This window comes from Persephonella marina EX-H1, from assembly GCF_000021565.1.
Classification (GTDB): Bacteria; Aquificota; Aquificia; order Aquificales; family Hydrogenothermaceae; genus Persephonella; species Persephonella marina.
The window spans coordinates 278,373-299,261 of sequence record NC_012440.1; the positions used below are offsets into that span (position 1 = coordinate 278,373).

The 20,889-nt window shown below is 37.1% G+C and carries 26 protein-coding genes; 18 read left to right on the forward strand and 8 right to left on the reverse strand.

Annotated features, from left to right (window positions below; translation table 11 throughout):
* The 13 genes from PERMA_RS01495 (at position 1) to PERMA_RS01555 (ending at position 11,520) form a co-directional block, all read left to right on the forward strand.
* Entirely contained in the window at positions 1 to 555 is a 555-nt protein-coding gene (locus tag PERMA_RS01495; RefSeq protein ID WP_012676488.1) for a ferredoxin-type protein NapF, read from the forward strand.
* A complete protein-coding gene (locus PERMA_RS01500) occupies positions 548 to 1,504 on the forward strand; it encodes a WD40 repeat domain-containing protein (RefSeq protein ID WP_012675574.1) in 957 nt (318 codons plus the stop codon). Before PERMA_RS01495 ends, PERMA_RS01500 begins: the two co-directional genes overlap by 8 nt.
* A gap of 2 nt (positions 1,505 to 1,506) precedes the next feature.
* Positions 1,507 to 1,866 (forward strand): chaperone NapD, encoded by a 360-nt coding sequence (locus PERMA_RS01505; RefSeq protein WP_012676700.1) that lies wholly within the window; start codon positions 1,507 to 1,509, stop codon positions 1,864 to 1,866.
* 28 nt (positions 1,867 to 1,894) lie between these two features.
* Complete coding sequence (locus PERMA_RS01510) at positions 1,895 to 2,074, forward strand: hypothetical protein (RefSeq protein WP_041530855.1); 180 nt, start codon at positions 1,895 to 1,897, stop codon at positions 2,072 to 2,074.
* Positions 2,071 to 3,339 (forward strand): hypothetical protein, encoded by a 1,269-nt coding sequence (locus PERMA_RS01515; RefSeq protein WP_012676823.1) that lies wholly within the window; start codon positions 2,071 to 2,073, stop codon positions 3,337 to 3,339. The genes PERMA_RS01510 and PERMA_RS01515 overlap by 4 nt, the downstream gene beginning before the upstream one ends.
* Positions 3,340 to 3,443: 104 nt before the next feature.
* Positions 3,444 to 5,087, forward strand: coding sequence for a nitrite reductase (locus PERMA_RS01520; RefSeq protein WP_012676432.1), 1,644 nt, complete (start codon positions 3,444 to 3,446; stop codon positions 5,085 to 5,087).
* A 2-nt stretch (positions 5,088 to 5,089) separates the two neighbouring features.
* Positions 5,090 to 6,760, forward strand: coding sequence for a cytochrome D1 domain-containing protein (locus tag PERMA_RS01525; protein WP_012675226.1), 1,671 nt, complete (start codon positions 5,090 to 5,092; stop codon positions 6,758 to 6,760).
* Positions 6,744 to 7,832 carry a radical SAM/SPASM domain-containing protein gene (locus PERMA_RS01530; RefSeq protein WP_012676367.1) on the forward strand — a complete coding sequence of 363 codons (1,089 nt, stop codon included), beginning with the start codon at positions 6,744 to 6,746 and terminating at the stop codon, positions 7,830 to 7,832. Before PERMA_RS01525 ends, PERMA_RS01530 begins: the two co-directional genes overlap by 17 nt.
* The gene (locus tag PERMA_RS01535) at positions 7,820 to 8,878 is read left to right on the forward strand and encodes a cytochrome D1 domain-containing protein (protein ID WP_012675245.1); all 1,059 of its coding nucleotides are present in this window, start codon (positions 7,820 to 7,822) and stop codon (positions 8,876 to 8,878) included. The genes PERMA_RS01530 and PERMA_RS01535 overlap by 13 nt, the downstream gene beginning before the upstream one ends.
* 13 nt (positions 8,879 to 8,891) lie before the next feature.
* Positions 8,892 to 9,647, forward strand: a complete 756-nt coding sequence (cobA, locus tag PERMA_RS01540) for a uroporphyrinogen-III C-methyltransferase (protein ID WP_012676540.1) — start codon at positions 8,892 to 8,894, stop codon at positions 9,645 to 9,647.
* Complete coding sequence (ahbA, locus tag PERMA_RS01545) at positions 9,644 to 10,678, forward strand: siroheme decarboxylase subunit alpha (RefSeq protein ID WP_012676522.1); 1,035 nt, start codon at positions 9,644 to 9,646, stop codon at positions 10,676 to 10,678. Before cobA ends, ahbA begins: the two co-directional genes overlap by 4 nt.
* Positions 10,644 to 11,126 carry a V4R domain-containing protein gene (locus PERMA_RS01550; protein WP_012676909.1) on the forward strand — a complete coding sequence of 161 codons (483 nt, stop codon included), beginning with the start codon at positions 10,644 to 10,646 and terminating at the stop codon, positions 11,124 to 11,126. Before ahbA ends, PERMA_RS01550 begins: the two co-directional genes overlap by 35 nt.
* 100 nt (positions 11,127 to 11,226) lie before the next feature.
* Positions 11,227 to 11,520, forward strand: coding sequence for a hypothetical protein (locus PERMA_RS01555; protein WP_012675726.1), 294 nt, complete (start codon positions 11,227 to 11,229; stop codon positions 11,518 to 11,520).
* Positions 11,521 to 11,550: 30 nt separating this feature from the next.
* Here the strand turns inward: PERMA_RS01555 and PERMA_RS01560 are convergent, their stop codons facing one another.
* From PERMA_RS01560 to PERMA_RS01590, 7 genes are all read right to left on the reverse strand, one after another.
* Positions 11,551 to 13,773, reverse strand: coding sequence for a nitric-oxide reductase large subunit (locus PERMA_RS01560; RefSeq protein WP_015898961.1), 2,223 nt, complete (start codon positions 13,771 to 13,773; stop codon positions 11,551 to 11,553).
* A 13-nt stretch (positions 13,774 to 13,786) separates the two neighbouring features.
* A complete protein-coding gene (locus PERMA_RS01565; RefSeq protein ID WP_012675854.1) occupies positions 13,787 to 14,194 on the reverse strand; it encodes a hypothetical protein in 408 nt (135 codons plus the stop codon).
* A 241-nt stretch (positions 14,195 to 14,435) separates the two neighbouring features.
* A complete protein-coding gene (locus PERMA_RS01570; RefSeq protein WP_015898849.1) occupies positions 14,436 to 14,765 on the reverse strand; it encodes a cupin domain-containing protein in 330 nt (109 codons plus the stop codon).
* A 38-nt stretch (positions 14,766 to 14,803) separates the two neighbouring features.
* Complete coding sequence (locus PERMA_RS01575) at positions 14,804 to 15,232, reverse strand: CopD family copper resistance protein (protein WP_012675562.1); 429 nt, start codon at positions 15,230 to 15,232, stop codon at positions 14,804 to 14,806.
* Between the two features lie 2 nt (positions 15,233 to 15,234).
* A complete protein-coding gene (locus PERMA_RS01580; protein WP_012676710.1) occupies positions 15,235 to 15,663 on the reverse strand; it encodes an RrF2 family transcriptional regulator in 429 nt (142 codons plus the stop codon).
* Positions 15,663 to 16,091, reverse strand: coding sequence for a hemerythrin domain-containing protein (locus PERMA_RS01585; protein WP_012675605.1), 429 nt, complete (start codon positions 16,089 to 16,091; stop codon positions 15,663 to 15,665). Before PERMA_RS01585 ends, PERMA_RS01580 begins: the two co-directional genes overlap by 1 nt.
* Positions 16,092 to 16,165: 74 nt before the next feature.
* A complete protein-coding gene (locus PERMA_RS01590) occupies positions 16,166 to 16,624 on the reverse strand; it encodes a CopD family protein (protein ID WP_012676216.1) in 459 nt (152 codons plus the stop codon).
* Between the two features lie 120 nt (positions 16,625 to 16,744).
* Between PERMA_RS01590 and aroD the strand changes: the two genes are divergently transcribed.
* The 5 genes from aroD to PERMA_RS01615 are packed head-to-tail and all read left to right on the forward strand — an operon-like array spanning position 16,745 to position 20,460.
* Positions 16,745 to 17,443, forward strand: coding sequence for a type I 3-dehydroquinate dehydratase (gene aroD / locus PERMA_RS01595; protein WP_425480258.1), 699 nt, complete (start codon positions 16,745 to 16,747; stop codon positions 17,441 to 17,443).
* Positions 17,444 to 17,446: 3 nt separating this feature from the next.
* Positions 17,447 to 17,797 carry a TraR/DksA family transcriptional regulator gene (locus tag PERMA_RS01600; RefSeq protein ID WP_012676506.1) on the forward strand — a complete coding sequence of 117 codons (351 nt, stop codon included), beginning with the start codon at positions 17,447 to 17,449 and terminating at the stop codon, positions 17,795 to 17,797.
* 14 nt (positions 17,798 to 17,811) lie between these two features.
* Positions 17,812 to 18,396: a bifunctional nicotinamidase/pyrazinamidase gene (gene pncA, locus PERMA_RS01605; protein WP_015899029.1), complete on the forward strand. Its 585-nt coding sequence runs from the start codon at positions 17,812 to 17,814 to the stop codon at positions 18,394 to 18,396.
* Complete coding sequence (locus tag PERMA_RS01610; protein WP_012675709.1) at positions 18,393 to 18,704, forward strand: YbjQ family protein; 312 nt, start codon at positions 18,393 to 18,395, stop codon at positions 18,702 to 18,704. The genes pncA and PERMA_RS01610 overlap by 4 nt, the downstream gene beginning before the upstream one ends.
* A gap of 1 nt (position 18,705) precedes the next feature.
* Positions 18,706 to 20,460, forward strand: coding sequence for a bifunctional 3'-5' exonuclease/DNA polymerase (locus PERMA_RS01615; protein ID WP_012675283.1), 1,755 nt, complete (start codon positions 18,706 to 18,708; stop codon positions 20,458 to 20,460).
* Between the two features lie 2 nt (positions 20,461 to 20,462).
* On the opposite strand, the gene PERMA_RS01620 is transcribed toward PERMA_RS01615, so the two are convergent.
* Complete coding sequence (locus PERMA_RS01620) at positions 20,463 to 20,813, reverse strand: ankyrin repeat domain-containing protein (protein WP_187146668.1); 351 nt, start codon at positions 20,811 to 20,813, stop codon at positions 20,463 to 20,465.
* Positions 20,814 to 20,889: the final 76 nt, after the last annotated feature.

A 20,889-nucleotide genomic window follows, 5' to 3' on the forward strand; every position in this document is an offset into this window, starting at 1 on the left:
ATGGAAAAGAAAGTTGACAGGAGGGGTTTTTTAAAAACCCTTCCTTTTTTCCCAGCAGCTATTGTTGATGAGATAGTTGAAGGATCAGAGAAAAATGAAGAGGAATATACACCTGTATTTATAAAACCTCCTTATACTGTTAAAGAAGCAGATTTCTCTCTGTGTAAAGATTGTGAAGGTTTCTGTGTAACCTCATGTGAGGAGGATATTATCAAAAGAACGGAAGAAGGTATTCCCCATATTGTATTTGGTGATAGGGGATGTACTTTCTGTGAAAAATGTGCTGAAAGCTGTCCAGAGGGCATTCTCTCAGTTGAAAATGGTGAGAAAAATATTCAGGTTAATATAAGGATAGATATTAATAAATGTGTTGCCTGGAAAAAAACGATGTGTTTTTCCTGTAAAGAGCCCTGTCTGGATAATGCTATAAAGTTTGAAGGTTTATTTAATCCACAGATAATTCCAGATAGATGTACAGGTTGCGGTTTTTGTGTATCTGTATGTCCTGTATCTGCGATAAGTGTAGATATTCCTTCGGGAGAGGGATATGATTAGAACATTTGTTCTCCTTTTATTCTTTGTTAGCATAGCTTACGGAAAAGTTTTTAAAAATACTGATATAGTTGATCTGAAAAGTGCAATTACAGAGATAAGACTGAAAGACGGTAAGCTTTATGTATCTGTTGAGCTTGGAAAGATATATGTTCTTGATCTAGAAGAAAAAAAGGTTCTCAATGTAATAGAACTTCCCGAGATAGAGAATTATTTTGGAGAGAAACTTAAACCAAAGGTTTTCTCAATAGATATTTGCAGAAATGGAAATATTATTGCTGTTGTCGAAGGTTTCGATGGTACAAGAGAGTTGAAGTTTATAACTGTAAATGATGGTAGGATCCATACTATTATTCCCGGAAAGAGAAGGATCTCTATGACAAAGGTTAGATTTGTAGATAAAAATAACGTGGTAGTTGCAACAACAGGCGACGAGATATTACTGATATCCCTGGATGATAAAAAGATTCATTACAGAAAATCCGTAGGTATGTCTACTTTTTCAGATATGGAGATAAATGAAGATAAAACACTGGTAGCTGTGGGTGATGAGTCTGGAGATGTCCATATAGCAGATGTAAAAACAGGAGATCTCGTTAAAGATCTTACAGGTATAAATGTTGATAGACTTTTCAATGTTGATTTCAGAAACGGTAGAGTTGCCTCAGGTGGAAGAGATAGAAGGGTGGCAGTTTACGATCTGGAGACAGGAAAAGGGAAAAGATTTGATGGTCAGTTCCTGGTTTTTGGACTTGGTCTTAGCCCATCGGCAAAATATCTGGCATATCTTTACAATGATAAAAATGATGTTGCTGTTGTGAATGTTGATACGGGAAGCAGGGTGGATATGCTTACAGGACATAAATACACGGTAAGTGTTATTCTATTTTTAGATGAGAACAGTCTCATTGTTGGCTGTGATGATGGAAAACTATTTTTTTGGAGGAGGTAGCTATGAATATATCAAGTATCGTTGTTATGACAAAGCCGGAACATATTCAGGATGTTCTGAAAAGTTTAGAGGAAAGTGGACTGTGTGATATTCATTTTTATGATGAAAAAGGAAGAATTATTGTAACTATTGAAGGTGAAGATGTTTACGAAGAAACTTTCAAATTAAGAGCTATACAGGATATTCCCCATGTAGTTTCTGCTGAGATGTCATTTGCTTACAGTGAGGAAGAGCTCCAGAAGGCGATAAATGAGTTTGAAAGAGTTCAAAAGGAACAGGAAGTACCGGAAATACTCGAAAGGGATGATGTAAAAGCTGAAGCTATAGTTTATAAAGGACATATAAAGGCGTATATAAAGTAAAAATTAAAAATTTTTTAGAAGGATAATTATGCCTGCAGGAAATGGAGGGGACCAAATTATAAAAATTAAAATACAAGATACAAATTCTACTAAAACTATCCAAGTCATTCTTAAATTGATACAAATCAATGACTATTTTTCATCAAAAGGGGATTTTAAAAAGAGATATTTTGAGATTTTTGAAAATCCAATGGAGGTAGGGTTATGAGTAAGAGAAAGTTAAAACTTGCCCTTGCGTCGCTGCTTATGATGGAAGGTTTTATATTGGGGCAGGGGGCTGTTTCAGATGTTTCAGCACAAAGTGCATTTATTGATGATGTAAAACCATATCTTGAGTTCAGACCAAGATATGAGTATGTGGATGTTAGTGGAAGTACTAATGATGCTGCAAGTGCTTTAACATTAAGAACAAAGATAGGTGTAAAAATCGGATCTGTTTTAGGAGTTCCTGGATTAAAAGGTCAGATTGAAGCTATTGATGTAGGAGCATTTATTGATGATTACGATCCACAGAAATCCGGTTATGAAAAAGTTGCCGATCCTCCAAATACAAGAATTACACAGGCGTTTATATCTTACACAGTAGGAAAGACAACATTTATAGCTGGTAGAAAATATGTAGCCATTGATGATCACAGATTTATAGGAACTGTTAACTGGAGACAGATGCCACAATCTTTTGGTGTACTTGCTATAGCTGATAACACAATTCCAAATCTTAATGTACTTGTAGCTGGAATATACGAGAGAAAAGGTATTCTTGATAAGTTCAATATGGACTGGAAATTAGATAAAATGCCATTAATATTTGATGTTAATTACACAGTATCTCCACAACTAAGACTTAAAGGTTTTGCTTATCTTATAACTGATGTTCATAACACTTATGGAGTAAAAGCTTCAGGTAAAGTTGATCTTGGAGCTGCGAAAATCTCTTACCTCGCAGAGTATGCACAGCAAAAAGATCCATATACAACTGATAATGCTGCAACAAAACCAAAGATAGATACAGACTATTACAGAGTAAAAGTGGGTGCTTCTTCAGGTGGATTTTTCGGTAATGTGATGTACACATACTTCGGTGACGCAGGTGGAAAAGCGAAAGGATTCTCTGTACCACTTGCTACAAACCACAAATGGGATGGATGGTCTGATGTTCTTTTAACAGGTGCAGCAAACGGCTTTGATGGTGGATTAAATGAGATCTGTATATCTGCAGGTTACAAAAACAAAACAATAGGAAAGATAATGGTAGCGTACCTAACATTTGATTCAGACAAAAGTGTAGGTGGAATAGGTAAGAGTGTAGGTACAGAGATAGATGCTCTTTACGCTAAAAAACTGACAAAGAGACTTTCTTTCCTTGCTAAAGCAGCATTCTACAATGCTGATAATGGGTACTACTCTCTTGGATCTTTATACGGAACAAAAGATGTAACAAAGTACTGGCTAATGCTTGACTACAAGTATTAATAAAACCTTGAAAGGCGGGTTAAGGGGGATCACCCGCCTTTTTTGTTGAGTAAGTAAATTTTTACTTATAGGTCTGATAAATCAATATCAATGGAGGGAACATCATGAAAGTGTCAAGGAGTCTAACAACCTTCCTGTCTGCTGCTACAGTGGCTTCTTTCCTTACAGTCGCTGTAACTGCAGCTAATGCAGGACCGCCGCCACTGACTAAAGAAGAGATGAAAAAAGCGTCACAGATCTTCTTTGACCGCTGTGCAGGATGTCACGGAATGCTCAGAAAGGGAGCTACAGGACCAGCATTAACACCGGAAGCCTTGAAGAAAAAGGGATACAACACTGAAGTTTTAGAAGCTTTTATCTACAATGGTACTCCAGGTGGTATGCCAGACTGGGGTAAGCAGGGAGTTCTTTCAAAGAGTGAAATTAACCTCTTAGCAAGATTTCTCCAGCATGAACCACCATCACCACCTGAGATGTCACTGGCAGATATGAAAAGATCGTGGAAAGTATTTATTCCACCTGAGAAGAGACCAAAGAGACCACAGCACAACCTTAACTGGAAGAACTTCTTTGGTGTTATATTAAGGGACGTAGGTAAGGTTGCTATAGTTGATGGTGATACAAAGAAACTTGTAAATATTGTAGATACAGGGTTTGCTGTTCATATCTTAAGATCTTCCGCTTCAGGAAGATATATGTACTCAATAGGTAGAGATGGAAAGGCTACCGTCATAGACCTCTGGCTCAAAAAGCCTGACAAAGTGGCAGAGGTTAAAACTTGCTATGATGCAAGATCTATAGACACAAGTAAGTATCATGGTTACGAAGATAAATATGCTGTTATTGGATGTTACTGGCCTCCATCATTTGTTGTTGTTGATGGTGAAACACTTGAACCAAAGAAGATAGTTTCAACAAGCTCTTACTACTATGATACTCAGGAATTTGTTAGAGAGGCACGTGTTGCATCAATCGTTTCTTCTCATTACGATCCTATCTGGGTTCTGAATATTAAAGAAGCTGGTCAGGTCTGGCTTGTAGACTACTCAAAAGTTGATAAAGGAACTGTAAAGATAGATATGATTGATGCTGAAAGATATCTTCACGATGGTGGATGGGATCTTTCTAAGAGATACTTCCTTGTTGCTGCGAACATGAGAAATACTATTGTCGTTATCGATACTAAGGATAAAGAGCTTGAGGCTCTCATCAAAGTTGGAACAAAACCACACCCTGGAAGAGGAGCAAATATAGATCATCCTAAGTATGGTCCTATCTGGTGTACAGGACATATCGGTGAGAAAAGGGTTGCATGTATAGGAACTGATCCAGAAGGTCATCCAGAGTATGCGTGGAAGGTTGTTAAATGGTTTAACCTCCCAGGTGAAGGTGGTGGAAACCTGTTTATCAAAACACATCCAAACTCAAAGTATCTCTTAGCTGACAGACCTTTAAACCCAGACCCAGAACTTAAGAGAAGTATATTTGTTTTCGACAAAGTTACATTTAAGCTTGTAAAAACACTGAAAATACCTTCAAAATACAAAAATGTTAGAGCTGTTCATGAAGAGTTCAATGAAGACGGATCAGAGTTCTGGATCTCAGTATGGGGTAAAAAGGACTATCCAACGGCTATACTCGTTTATGATGCAAAAACATTAAAGCTGAAGAAAGAGATTACAGGAGACTGGGTAAGAACACCAACAGGTAAGTTTAACGTGACAAATACAATGAAGGATATTTACTAATAATGAGAAGATGGTTGCTGCTGCTGCTGTTTGGTTTATCGGTCGTAGCTACCTCCTACCCTCAGGAAGTAGGAGAAGGGCAACTACTTTACCAGACTCACTGTGCCTCTTGCCATGGGGAAGACAGGGCTGGTAAAGTAGCCCCTCCTCTTTTTTCTTTATTTTTAAAACGTTACTCTGAAAAAAAATTATTCAATATAATTAAAAATGGTCTCCCTGCATCTCAGATGCCAGCCTTTTCTCATCTTTCGGAAAAAGAGATAAAACAGATTATAACATACATAAAAAAACCAGCAAATATAAGCTGGGATATAGATAAAATCAAAAAAAGTATAACATTAAATTCAGACAAAAAAGGTAAGGATCTTAAGATCAGAGATATAAAAAATATCGTTGCTGTTGTTGAAAGGGGAAAAAATAAAGTATGGATTATGGAAGGTTTACAGATACTTGATAAGTTTGATTTCAAAAATGTTCACGGTGGGCTGAAATTTTCCCCGTCAGGCTGGTCAGTTTATGTTCCATCAAGGGACGGTTGGATAGGCAGATATGATATAGATAAAGGAAGATTTTACGGTAAGGTAAGAGCCTGTGTTTACCTGAGAAATATATCTCTTGATAGAACAGGTAAGTACATCCTTGTTTCCTGCTGGCTTCCTGAAGGAATAGTTGTGCTTGACGGTGAAACTTTCAGTCCTGTCAGATATATAAAACAGGATGGTCTTATATCTGCTATTTATGAGCTCTACTCGGAGGATAAGGCTGTTTTCAGTTTCAAAAACAGACCTGTTATAGGTTTTCTTGATACAAAAAATTTCAAGATATCTTACCTGAAGATAAAAGAGCCTTACGAGGATTTTTTTATAGATCCTTTTGAGAGATTTATTATAGGCACTTCAAGGAAAGGAACTGTTCTCTCTGTTTACGACATAAGGAAGGAAAAAGAGGTTTTTAACTACCCTATAGAAGGTATGCCACATCTTGCTTCAGCAACTTACTGGTACAGAGATGGGAAGTTTTATTTTGCCACACCTCATATGATAATGCCTTATGTTACTGTATGGCAGATGTATAACTGGAAGTTTGTAAAAAAGGTAAATACAGAGGGAAACGGCTTTTTTGTAAGAACACATCCTTCAACTCCTTATCTCTGGACAGACAACGGTAAGGATAAAGTTATACTTATAGATAAGACAGATTACTCAGTAAAAAGCATAGAAACATTTAAAGGAAAAAGGGTTATACACACAGAGTTTTCCGGTGATGGAAAATACGCCTATGTAAGCCTTTATAATAGGGATGGAAACCTTCTTATATACGACAGTATAACACTGGACCTTTTGAAAAATATTCCTGCAAGTATCCCTATAGGAAAGTACAACATTATAAACAAATCAAGAAAGTATGCACCTGTCCTTTTAGGCAGGGAGGTTTTTCTTAAAAAATGCTGGGGATGTCATCATGAGACACAGGAGGCATTTGCCCCATCATTCAGATGGATAGTGAACAGACGTGACAGATCAACAATAGTTGCACATATTTTAAATCCAGAGGGAATGTATAAAGCTTTAGGTTACAGCAGAAATGCCATGCCCCAGTTAAATCTTTCAGAGTGGGAGCTTGAGGCTGTGGTCAGTTATATGATGGAGTTTAAAGATGCTCAGAATAACTGAGTATATAAGGAAAAGTTTAGATGGGAAAAAGATCAGACCATTTAACGGGGTCATCCTTATATGGAATCTGACAAACGCCTGTAACCTTTTCTGTCAGCACTGTTACTCAGCTGCAAATCTCAGCAGAGCTGGAGAGCCTTCTATTGATGAGATAAGGTCACAGATACCTTATCTTAAAGAGGCAGGTGTTAAGGTTCTTATACTCTCAGGAGGTGAGCCATTAATCCGTGAGGATATATTTGATATAGCCAATCTGTTTAAGGAAAACGGTTTTAATGTCACACTATCAACAAACGGACTTTTAATAGATGAAAAAAATATTGAGAGTATAAAGGAATGCTTTTCCTATGTGGGGATAAGTATAGATGGAGATCAGAAGACACATGATGCTTTCAGAGGTATGGAAGGAGCATTTGAAAGATCAGTTGAAGCTCTCAGGCTTGTAAGGGACAGCGGAATAAAAACAGGGATAAGATTTACCATAACATCACAGACATACAGATCAATCCCATTTATATTTGATCTTGCACTGAATGAAAGAATCCCAAAGATATACTTCTCACATCTTGTTTATTCAGGTAGAGGCAGAAACCTTAACCAGGCTGAGAAGGAAGATTATAGAAAGGTTGTTGATTATATAATTGAGAGATCCTTTGAGTTTGTAGATAAAGGTGTAGGGATAGATGTTGTGACAGGAAATAATGAGGCTGATGCTGTTGTCCTTTATGAGAAGTTTAAGGAAAGATATCCTGAGAAGGCTGAGATACTTTATGAGAATTTGAAAATCTGGGGTGGAAATCAGGCAGGTGTGAGAATTGCTGATATAGATTATAGAGGTTTTGTAAAACCTGATACATACTTTCCCTTAAAACTTGGAAATATAAAAGAGAAAAACTTTTACGAGATATGGAACTCAAACGGGATACTGAGTAAGTTAAGACAGCATCCAAGACCTGTAGAGGGAAGATGTAAGTATTGCAGATACCTTGAGATATGTAACGGTAATTCAAGATCAAGGGCTTACGCCGTATACGGAAACTATTTTGCGGAGGATCCAGAATGTTACATCTGATAATGGTTTTTCTGATATCTTTCAGCACAGTTTTTGCTGAAAAACTTTATGTTGTTGAGAGGGAAAGGGGAAGCCTGGCTGTTATACAGGATGGAAAGTTTGAAGGTGAGATAAGGGATCTTGGAAACCTTAACCATGCCATCGTAAAAACAGATGGTGATTACAGTTATGTTATAAGCAGGAACGGTTATTTCTCAAAGGTTGATAACAGATCAGACAGGGTTGTAAGGAAGATCAAACCGGGAAACAGCGGTATAGGATTCACATTTGTTGGGGATTACATAGCTATAGCCCATTACGATCCTAAAAAGGTTACTATCCTTACAAAAGATCTTGATAAATACATAGTTGTTGAGACAGGATCAAGGAATGTTGGTATAAAGGTTTACTATCCATACCTTGTTTTTTCTCTTATGGATAAGGATCAGATATGGGTATTAAATGCTGATAAAGGGTTTGAGCTTGAGACCGTTATTGATAATGTTGGGAAACTTCCCTTTGATGCCCTTATAGATGGTGACAGGTATATAGTTGGATTTTTTAAGGAAAAAGGTGTTGGGATACTTGATCTTTCAAACTTCAAATACAGAAAGGTTAAGTTCAGATCTGATAAAGATCAGGAGGTTGTTTTTAAGATCCCTCATTTTGGTATGTGGGGAATTGTGGATGAGAGAGCTATTATACCATCTGTAGGTGAGAGAAAAGCCTATGTTGTAAATATAAAAAGTATGAAGGTTGAGAAGTCTATAGATCTTATAGGTCTTCCCGTTTTTATATCAGTATCTCCTGACAGAAGATTTGCTGTTGTTAACTACAGTGGAGACAAAGAAGATTATATAACAGTTATTGATCTCAAAGATTTTAAACCTGTCAAAAATATAAAAGCCGGGAAAAGGGTAATGCATCTGAGATTTTCAAAAGATGGAAAGAGACTTTATATATCCTCATATTTTGAAAACAGGCTGAAAATATTTGATACAGATAATTTCAGAATAATAAAAGAAATAACAGTTCCTACACCTTCGGGCATCTTTATTGTCCGATAAAGGGGGTTTTATCATGAATGGAAAAGTTTATATCGTTGGGGCAGGACCTGGTGATCCTGATCTCCTTACCGTAAAGGCCTACAAGCTGATACAGAAAGCTGATGTCATCCTTTACGACAGGCTTATAAATCCTGAGATACTTCTGATGGCAAAACCTGAGTGTGAGCTTGTTTATGTTGGTAAGGAAGATGGGAAGCATATAATGGAGCAGGATAAGATAAATTTTTTACTCCAGGATTTTGTAAAGAAGTATAAGATTGTTCTCAGGTTAAAAGGGGGAGATCCATTTGTTTTTGGAAGAGGTGGTGAGGAAGCTCTATTCCTTGAAGAACAGGGAATAGAGTATGAGGTTGTACCGGGTATTACATCAGCTATAGCTGTTCCTGCTTATGCAGGTGTTCCTGTTACCCATAGAGGGATATCCTCATCATTTGCAGTTGTTACAGGACACGGACATAAAGGAAAATTTCCTGATATAAACTGGAAGTCCTTGGCAGGTATAGGAACATTAATATTCCTTATGGGCGTATCAAACAGGGAAAAGATAGCCCAGAATCTTATAGAGGCTGGAAGAAATCCGGATGAACCTGTGATATTCATAGAAAAAGGTACTACAAAAGAACAGAAATCTATTGAGTCCACACTGAAAGAGGTTGCTGAAGGAAAGGTTACCGTCTATCCACCTGCGATATTCCTCATAGGTGATGTTGTCTCTTTAAGAAAGAAAATCCACTGGTTTGAAAATCAGTTAGAGGAGATCAGATTATGACAGAGTTTGAGAAGGAGCTTCTTACAATACTTCAGGAAGGTATACCTATAGTAGAGAACCCTTTCAATGCTATAGCAAAAAAGATCGGTACTTCTGAAGATGATGTGATAGAGAGTATAAAAAAGTTAAAAAAGGAAAAGATAATAAGACAGATATCTCCTATATACGACACAAAAGCTCTGGGATACAGCAGCTCTCTTGTTGCTTTTAAGGTAAAAGATATACAGAAAGCTGTCTCTGTTATAAACTCCCATCCTGGAGTGAGTCATAACTACGAAAGAAATGATCAGTATAATATCTGGTTCACACTTGCTGTTCCACCTGACAGTAAGATAGGTCTTGATGAGACCGTTGAGATACTGGCTGATCTTTCTGGTGCTGAGGATTATGTGATATTGAGAACTGTTAAAACATACAAAATAGGTGTAAAGCTTACATTCAGCAGTCTTGATGAAAGGTCTGAAGATATGAACCAGAGTTACAATGCTGGTAATGTTAATCTCTATGAGATAGAAAAGAATATTATAAAGATCACTCAGGAGGATATCCCTTTAGAACCAAAACCTTTCCATATATTTGCTGATAAACTGGGCATACCCGTTTATACATTACTCCATAAGCTTAACCAGTTTAAAGAGAACAGAGTGATGAGAAGATTTGCTGCAATACTTTACCACAGAAAGGCAGGTTTTAAGGCAAATGGTATGACAGTCTGGAAAGTGCCAGAGGAGATCGCTGATGATGTAGGTAAATTCTTTTCAACATTTAAATCTGTATCCCACTGCTATCTTAGAACTATCAATGGACGCTGGAGTTATAACCTTTTCAGTATGATACACGGAAGAACTAAAGAGGAGATTGAAGAGTTTGTTGAAAAGTTGAGCAGAGAAACAGGGATCAGTGATTACAAAATTCTTTACTCAACAAAAGAGTTCAAAAAGAAGAGGATCAGATACTTTTCTGAAGATTTTAAACTCTGGGAGGAGGCTATTATAAATGGAGAACGTACTGGAGCAAATATCCAAGGTTAAAAGGGACAAACTTGGAACAGATATTCCTATAGTAATATTCAGAGCACTCAGACATTTTACAAGTATATATGCATCTGATCTTTTAGGAGAAAAAGGGGCAAATATACTTTTTGTTAATGCAGGTAGAACACTTGGTAAAGAACTTGGGAAGGTTCTGTACGATCAGGATATAAACAGATATCTCTCAAATGTATCAGATTTTGTTAAGAAAGAGAAGATAGGGATTATAAATGTTGCTGAGTTTTCTGATGAGAAACTTGTTATACAGCTTGATGAGTGTATAACCTGTGCAGGTATGGATAATATAGGTAAAAGGATATGTTTTTTTGAGGTTGGTCTTGTATTGGGTATAGTTGAGTACTATCTTGGTAAGAAACTCTCAGCATTTGAAAGCAGATGTAACGCCAATGGGGAAGGGGTCTGTGAAGTAACTGTTATTCTTAAGTGAGGATACATCATATTTTTAATTCTATGGACAACTCATCATTCAGTTCTTAACTTATATTCTAATAATTGGATTGTATCTGAACATAAGAGGCTTTACAGTTATGGAACTGAATGCTATAGTTCTGCTTTTAAATTTAATTATATTCTGGATATTAGGTGAGTCTGCTGAAGGTTTTTTTAAAAAAGAGATAGAAAGGTCTGTTTCATTTTTATTAACAATTCTGATAATAATCTACTCTGTTGATATGATGATGTTACTTAGCATCAACTACCTGTTCAATTGGTACAGTTCACCTGTACTACTTTTAAAAGAACAGTCAGTTTTTTATCTTATCCTATCTTCAGTGGTTCTTGTTTCATACTATCTAAAAGGAAAGATAAAAAGATTTTCATAAAAAAAAGAGCCCCATCAGGGGCCCGCTACATTACGCAGCTGCAGTGGCAGGTTTTTCTTTAGCAGATAAGTACAGTTTATAAATTATATCAACTAATATCAGTACTGCACCAGCGAGTATTAAAGAGTCTGGGATAATTCTTACCCACATCCAGAATCCAAGCCCTTCCAGTACTTCTCTTGTTCTGGCAGCCCAGTAGCCGTACTCAAATGCCCATTCCATCTGTTTTTCACCTATTACCAGTGTTGGGATAGCATAAAGGAATATACCTGCAGTCATCATCCAGAATGCAAGGTTTGAGATCTTCTCATCCCAGTGTAATCCTTTTGCAAGAGCATTTGCTCTGACTATGAAGTACAGGAATGCTATTGATATGTAACCGAATGCTCCTAATAAAGCAACGTGACCGTGAGCCATTCCGAAGTAAGTTCCGTGTTCGTAGTAGTTTATTATAGGAAGGTTGATTAACATTCCGTAAAATCCGGCACCGAGCCAGTTGAGGAATGCTGAGCCAACAAGCCAGAGGAACGACATTCTGAATGGGAATGCCTGACCGGCTTTCTTGATATGTAAATACTCTTTTGATGCTTCTACCATAAGAATTACGAGAGGTAATGGTTCTAAAGATGATAAAACACCACCAACAGCTATCCAGAATTCATTCTCACCCATCCAGAAGTAGTGGTGACCTGTTCCAAGTGTACCTGCTGCAACGATAAGGAAAGCTTCGAAGAACATCATAATAGTTGCAAATCTAACACTTACAAGGCCAAGTGAGACTGTTAGGAAAGCAAGTGTACCTGCTGCAAACAGCTCAAATGTGTTTTCAACCCAGAGGTGAACAACCCACCATCTGAAGTAATCATCTATAGTGAAGTTAGGCATGATCTTATGTAAAGGAGCCATTCCTGCCATATACAGAACAGCTATAGCGAATGCTGACCAGATTATCATCTGTAAAGGAGGTGTAAGTTTTTCAGCCTGTCTAACTGTGAAGAAAACAATCGTAAACCATAAAACAAGTCCGACAACAAGACCTATATCCCATACCCTTGCAAGCTCAATGTACTCTCTACCTTCGTTTCCAAGCCAGAACCAGAGTTCAGCAGGTAGTTTACCGAGTGCACCGAGCCAAAGGCCTATAAGACCTCCTAATCCAACAATAACAAGAGCAACCCATAATATGTCAACCGCTATTGGGAATTTGAAATCTTTACCTTTTGAAGCTAACGGTGCGATGAACAGTCCACCTGCAAGCCATCCTATAGCGATCCACAGAACTGCAAGGTTAAGGTGGAAAGATCTTGCAACGTTAAATGGAAGTAGAGATTGTGGAACTATCCAGCTGTGTGCAGGATCTGCATAAAGGTGAGCAAGATAACCACCTAAAGCAACCTGAAGAACGAAGAATACCGGTACAAGTGGAACGAACTTTAAAACTTTTTCCTGCATAGGTGTTAAAGATTTTATCTCTAAAGAAGGTGCTGGTTTTTCAGCATCAAACTTCAGGAAATAATCGTAGAATGCCCATAAAACTACAATTGTTAAAGACCAGCAAGCCATAAATGCTATAAGAGACCAGAAAAGTGAAGAGTATGGTGCATTCAGTCCTATAGCAGGTTCTGGTGGCCAGTTGTTTGTGTATGTAACATCTGTACCTGGTCTTGTTGTTACAGCAACAAGTGTAGACCAGTCAACAAATGAGACTATATAATCAGCTTCTTCAGGTTTTATAAGTCCTCCTATCCATGCATAGGAAGGATTTCCTTTAACCAGAAACTCTTTTAAGTACTCTTTAGCTTTGAGATATGCCTGTTCATGTTCAGGTGTTATAGTTGTTACATCCTCTTTTAATGTTGATATCTCTCTTACATCTTTTTTAACTAGAATATCAACAAGTCCTTTTTCCTCGTCAGTAAGATCAGCATAATTTCTTCCAAATTTTTTCTGCGCGTAAATATCCTGGAGATTTTCTATCTTTTTATGTAAGAAGAGAGATGTGTAATCAGGTCCGATGTATGCTCCATTACCTAAAAGCGTACCGTGGTTCATAAGAACATACTTCTGGAAGAAAGCCTTACCCTGAACAACATCATCATAGGTGTAAAGTGTAGATGTACCTCTTACCTCTTTTGGAATTGGAGGAACATCTTTGATCTGTTTTATTGTAAGGCCTAAGAAAATAACAGCAGCACCGACTAAGCTGAGGACAAAGACTAAAAACCATTTTTTCTGGGAATTATCTCCAGCCATCTCCTGAAACCTCCTAAGTAGTTAAATAAGTTCTTGATAAATATGCAACAAGGTAACTAATAAGCATAATTGAAAACATTTTCTTGTAGATTCTTGCTTCTCCACCTTTGTAAATAACAACAAGAGTGAAAATAAAGAGAACAAGTGTGTAACTTGCTATCATTACAAGAACGGACTGTCCTACAGGATTGTTGGTCAGATCATCCATACCGCTCATACTAAGTATGGAAAGTAATAGAATACCTGTTAATCCTGTAAATGTTACGAACACAGATGAAAGCTTGAGATAAGCTTTCAGATTTTTACCTGTGCAGATCGTATCACAGGCAATTACAGCAAGAAGTGTTGCACCAAAGAAGGCTGCGTTTGATATAACATGCAACATATAAGATATCTTCCATAGAAAACCACCTATCTCCATATACTCCCTCTCAGATTGGATATCCTAGCATCATCTTTATTATTGCAATTACACATTGTGCCAAGAGTGTTACAAATAAAAACATCAGAAACAAAGCTGTAAGGATAATGATCAACCATTGCTTCTTATTAAATCTTTTAAACATTCAATAATTCTCATAATTTTATTTTAGAATTCATACTCTTTTGTCTTAAAAGTAATCAACAACATATCCCATTTCATTGATTCATATCAATTTTAGTTATAACTGGAGTTTCTTTTCAGGGATAGGAGTGATTACCGCCTGAACTATCATATCTTCTACAGCTTCAAAACCGTGAGGTTCTTCAGGTTCGTAGAAGAAGCTCTCACCTTCAGAGAGTGTGTTGATATTTTCATAAGAACCGGCAAAAAAGTTACCTTTACCTTTTAAAACGGTTACCACAACCTCTGATGATGTGGTGTGAAGTGGAATTTTCTGACCTGCTTTAAGATGAAAGTATACCATCTTAAAGTTTTTGCCTGTTGTTGCAGGCTGGATGTGGGGCTTTTCATCATTAAAGACCCCATCTGGTTTGAGAGTTAAACCCATAGTATGACCTCCTAAAATTATTTGATTTATTCTGATCCTTATAGGACAAACATAAGCTTGGCCAGGATTATAACTGTGAAAACAGCAATAAACGCAAACTGGTGTATATAATCAAAGAGTCTGTTTTCTGACTTTCCAAGTTTAAACATTGTTATAGCTGTAATAACGCCTAATATAACAGCAAAAGCTATGGATACCTTAAGTAATAATAGCTTTCCAAATGTTGTTGAAAGATCAAGATCTTTCATATGATAATGGAACATAAACAGACCTGACAGATATAAACTGAGAACGAAAAGAGGAACTATCTTTATCCCTCTTTTTCTTATTATTGTAAACTCTACCTTTTTAAAAAACTCCTCACCAAACTCTTTTTTTAAGACAGGTAGCATAACAACCTCAACAAAAAGAACACCACCAAAAACCACAGCACTGACAAGATGTATTATCTTTGCTATCTCATACATGGCTAAATCTTGATATTACTGAATTTGTGTATATCTTCTACAGCTTCTGAAAGTGTTGTTCCAAAGAACATCTCATATATCTCATTTCTCTTTTCAGCCCATTTATGATGTATAACACATGGGTTCTCATCAGAGCATGTATCAAAACCGAGTATACATTTATTGAAAAACTCCGTTCCATCTATAGCATCAATAATATCTAAAAGCTTTATCTGATCTGGAGGTTTTGCAAGTCTGACACCGCCGTTAGGTCCTCTGTAAGACTCTAACAGACCGACCTTCACAAGTTTCTGTAGATTTTTAGATAAAAAGTAGAATGAGAGATCAAGATCTTCAGCTATCTTGTGTATTGACAGAAAGCTGTTCCTGTCGCCGTATTTTGCTATATAAATCATTGCCCTTATAGAGTCTTTACATGCTACCGACAGCATTACTCAAATCTCTCCAGATCTAATTTTAAAATATCAGGAAAGAGGAAATGTTCTTCCTCAATGAAGTGATCTTTAATTAAAGTAAAAACCCTGTCTGCATATTTTACCACATCTTTCTGTGATGACTTCCCTTTCCTGTACTCGTCAACAGCCGTTTTAAAATCATCTATAGCATCAACAAGTGTCTGGTGTCCGAAAATCAGAGCACCGCTATCAAAAGTTGCGTCTGCCTCTTCTATCGCATCAACCAGATCTTCTTCTTCCTTCCTTGCGTGTTCCTCAAGCTCCTCATCTAAGAACTTTAATATCTCATCAATAAGTTCATCTGAAAAGTCACTCTCAAGTCTTTCCTGGAAGTCTTTTATCTTTTTGAGCAGATCTGTATGCTCAACAGTTAGTTCCTTCAGTATTCTCTCAATCTTTCCCATAACATCCTCTTATTTAAGATTTCATACTATTTTATCTTAAATATAGGAAAATAATTTTCTATGATTTAGATCAACTATCCTCCAAATCTCAGCTTTGCAGCGAGAAATATTATTGATATACCAAGAACAAGATTCAGAACGCCGATTATTCTTGCTGTAATCCTGAACTTCCTGTTTATATGTGATCTTGGACCTATATAGAAATCATGGATAACCGCGAGTATTACTGTAAGGATAAATAGATGAAGTTTATGGTGTAATGTTGAGGCATAATCATTTGAGAAATTAAAAAGATCATGAAATGATACACCCATAACATGCATATTATAAAGACCTGTTAAAAAAAGGATTGGAAGACCTAAAACAGTTCCCCAGAAGCTGTATCTTTTTCCAACTTCCTGATATGATCTCACACTTAGATCCTCAGGCAGTTTCCTGACATAGGGAGATAATGCGAGAACCATAAAAAGCATACCACCTATCCAGAATGAAGCCACAAGAATATGGATCGTTAGAATGATAATATCCAGCATCTTAATACCTGAGACCTTGTTGTGTTAATTCTAATCTTAAAACTAAATTAAGTTTTAAGTCAAACTTAACTTTGCAAAGATCAATTTTTTCATATAAGCTTTTTTAAAAACAGTAAAGGGGTGGCAGAATTGGAAATCGGGAAGTATCCTCTGATAGCCCTACCTTTAGATGACAGAGATCTGGAAAGTAAGCTGTCTCAGGCAAAGAGTAAAGGGATAGATCTGATAGAGCTCAGGATAGATATGTTTTCCAGTACACAATCTGATTATGTAAAGGATATCTCAAGAAAGGTAAAAGATTCAGGTTTTGGTATTATTGGAACTGTAAGGTCTGTAGAGGAAGGAGGGTTAAAAGATTTAAAAGATTCTGAAAGGATAGAACTTTTTGAGGCTGTTTCTGATTATGCTGACATAATTGATATAGAACTGAGATCTGAAAGATTACATGAAGATCTTGTAAAACTGTGCAGGGATAAAGAAAAGTTTTTACTTGTTTCCTACCATGATTTTGAGAAAACCCCTTCAGAGGATGAGATACAGGAGATAATAGACAGATCCTCATTTGGGGATATTATAAAGTTTGCCTTTATGGTAAAGGATGTTGAAGATGTTGGAAGGATACTCAGTGTGACACATAAAAACAGGGATAAAAAGATAGTTTCTATTGGAATGGGTGATCTTGGAAAGATCACAAGAGTTGCTGGATTTTTCTTTGGTTCACTTATAACTTATACATATATAGGAGAGTCTGTCGCTCCAGGACAGATAGAGGTGAAAGAGCTGATAAAAGAGCTTAAATTCTATGGGTTAAGGAGTTAAGAGATGGAACATCTTACAAAGGATCAGATTGAAGAGCTTAAGAATATGCTCTTACAGTGGAAGGAACAGCTTTTACAGGAAAGTCATGACTCAATAGGTGAACCTCTCTCATACGAAGGGGGAGATGAGATAGACAGGGCTGATACTGAAGCTGGAAGACTTGTTATGCTGAGAAACCTTGACAGGGATAGAAAGGTACTTAAAAGAATTGAGATGACACTTCAGAAGATAGATTACGGAACTTACGGAATATGTGAGATGTGTGGTGAACCGATTCCATATCCAAGGTTAAAGGCCCGTCCGATAGCTAAACTTTGTATAAAATGTAAGGAGTTAGAGGAGGAAAACGAGTAAAAGGAGGGAAGGGCATGAGGATAAATATCACAGATTTTGATGCCCTTATTATAGTGGATATGCAGAATGATTTTATGCCCGGGGGAGCGTTACCTGTTCCTGACGGGGATAAGATCGTTGATTCTCTTAACAGGTATATAGATCTTTTTTCACAGAAAGGAAGCCCTGTTTACTTTACAAGGGACTGGCATCCAGAAGATCATATATCCTTCAAAGGGTACGGTGGAATATGGCCTCCCCACTGTGTTCAGAACACTGAAGGGGCACAGTTTCATCCAGAACTGAAGATACCATCTGATAACAAATTTATAATCTCAAAGGGAGTTTCAAGGGAGTTTGATGCTTACTCAGGTTTTCAGGGAACTGTGCTTGATGATCTTCTAAAGGAGAGGGGAATAAAGAGGATATTTGTTGGGGGTGTGGCAACAGATTACTGTGTTAAAAATACCGTTTTAGGTGGTCTGAATTTAGGTTATCAGGTCTTTGTTCTTGAAGATGGTATAAAAGGTGTTGATGTAAATGAGGGAGACAGTGAGAGGGCTGTAGAAGTTATGAAAAATAAAGGCGCAGTCATTATAAATGCTGAGGATATAAGATGATAATAACAACAACAGATTTTATAGAGGGGAAAAAGATCAGGGATTATAAGGGGGTTGTATCAAAAGAGGCTGTTATTGGTGTGAACATAATAAGGGATGTTTTTGCGAAGGTGAGGGATATTGTAGGTGGAAGATCAGCTGCCTATGAGAAAGAGCTGACAAACGCAAGAAACCAGATACTTGAAGAACTTAAAGAAGAGGCGAGAAATTTAGGCGCTAATGCTGTTATAGGTATAAATTTCAGTTATGAGATGTACCAGTCAATGCTCCTCGTCTCCGTCTGGGGAACAGCTGTAGTTGTGGAGTGATATGGAGTTCAGATATATAACACAGATAGATGAGGCTGTAAAATCTTTAGAAGCTTTTAAGGAAGATAAATATCTTTTTATTGATACAGAGGTTGCAGTAAAATCTTTTGAAGATATAGATTTTTTCAATGATAAGATCCGCCTCATACAGATCGGTAATTACAGTAAGATCTTTGTTTATGATATGTTCCGTATCCCACAGTTCTCTGAACATCTTAAAGAACTGCTTGAGAATAAAGGTGTTATAGGACACAACCTCAAGTTTGATATTAAGTTTTTAAAAACGAATTTTGGTATATTTCCACAGATCGTTTTTGATACTATGATAGCCTCACAGCTCTTGTCTGAGGACTCAAGGGAAAAACACTCCCTATCTGCATTATCCTACAGACTTACAGATAACCATCTTGATAAATCACAGCAGAGATCACCATGGGGAATAAAGAATCTTACAGAGGAACAGCTAAGATACGCAGCAAAAGATGTTCAGGTTCTGAGGGAGATATTCCCTGTTTTAAGGGACGAGCTTAACAGGATAGAGACGCCCCATAAGGCTACAGGAAAGATACATGAGACATTTGGTCTTGATAATGGTGTTGCTGTTGTTGAGATGGCTTTTGTTCCACAGCTTGCTGATATAGAGCTTAGAGGGATGCCTGTTGATGAAAAACTTTTAAAGGATATGCTTCAGAAGGTATCAACAGATTACCAGAGGGAGTATATCGATTTTGTGAGAAGATACGGTGTTGACCCGTTCTCTCCACAGAAGGTTACAAACTGGCTCACCTCAAAGTTAGGACTTAAGCTCCCGACAACACAGAAAGGCTCATTGTCATCCCAGGACTCGGCTTTAAGAAGGTATATAGACAGGGAGGAGGTGAGAAAACTCTTACATATAAGATCTGAAAAAAAGATCCTTGATAAACTGAAGGAGCTTAAAGCCCACCTTATAAATGGAAGGATATACACACAGTTTAAGCAGATAGGAGCTCCAACAGGAAGAATGGCATCAATGAGACCTAATCTCCAGAATATAACAAGGGATCTTAGGGTTTTGTTCAGACCACCTGAAGGGAAAAAGCTTATTGTTGCCGATTACTCACAGATTGAGCTGAGAATAGCAGCCGAGTATGTGAATGATGAAACGATGATAAAGGCATTTTCTGAAGGTAAGGATCTGCACAGATTTACAGCATCACTTATACTTGGGAAGGAGTATGATCAGATAACAAAAGATGAGAGACAGATGGCAAAGGCTATAAATTTCGGTCTTATATACGGAATATCACCAAGATCACTTATGGAGTATGCGAGAAACAGTTACGGTGTTGATATATCACTTAAGGATGCACAGATCTTTCATTCAAGATTTTTTGAGGTTTATAAAGGGTTTAAAAGCTGGCATGACAGGGTAAAGGAGTATCTTAAAGAACATAATAAGATGGTTGTTTATACACTTCTTGGAAGAAGGATGGTTGTAAGAAGATTTACAGAGGCTGTAAACTTCCCTGTACAGGGAACGGGAAGTGATCTTTTAAAGATGGCTGTTGTCTTTTTTGGAAAGTTAAAGGAAGACAGAGATGCAGGTATTGTTAATCTTGTTCATGATGAGATAATAGTGGAGTGTAGTGAAAGTATAGCTGATGAGATAAGAGATATACTTTCCGAAAGTATGCTGAGGGCTGGGAAGATACTTCTTAAGAAAGTTCCTGTTGAGTTTGAGGTTGAGATAGTTGAAAGCTGGGCTGAAAAGTAGATCTAATTTTTTTCTCTAAATTTATTAAGGAGTTTTAATATCTCTTTTTTCCCTTTCATCTCTGCAAGTCTGTAAGGAGTTATGCCGTTTTTATCTTTAATCAGAGGATCTGCACCATGCATAAGTAGAAGCTTCACTATCTCTTTATGTCCGTAGTAAACAGCCCAGTGTAATGCTGTTCCACCTCTTTCGTCTGTGGTATTTATGTATGCTCCCTTTGCTAAAGCAAGCTGAAGTAGTTTGATATCACCATTTTTCGCAGCTGATATAAGCATACTATCAGGTGTTGACAGATCCGAACGGTTGCATCCCTGAGAGAGGATAACAAAAAAGACAAAGATTAAAACCCTCATAAAACTTTTTACAGCCATAAAAATATAATAAACTAACATTCAGTTGAAAGTACAGTATCTCTGTATATATTTGATG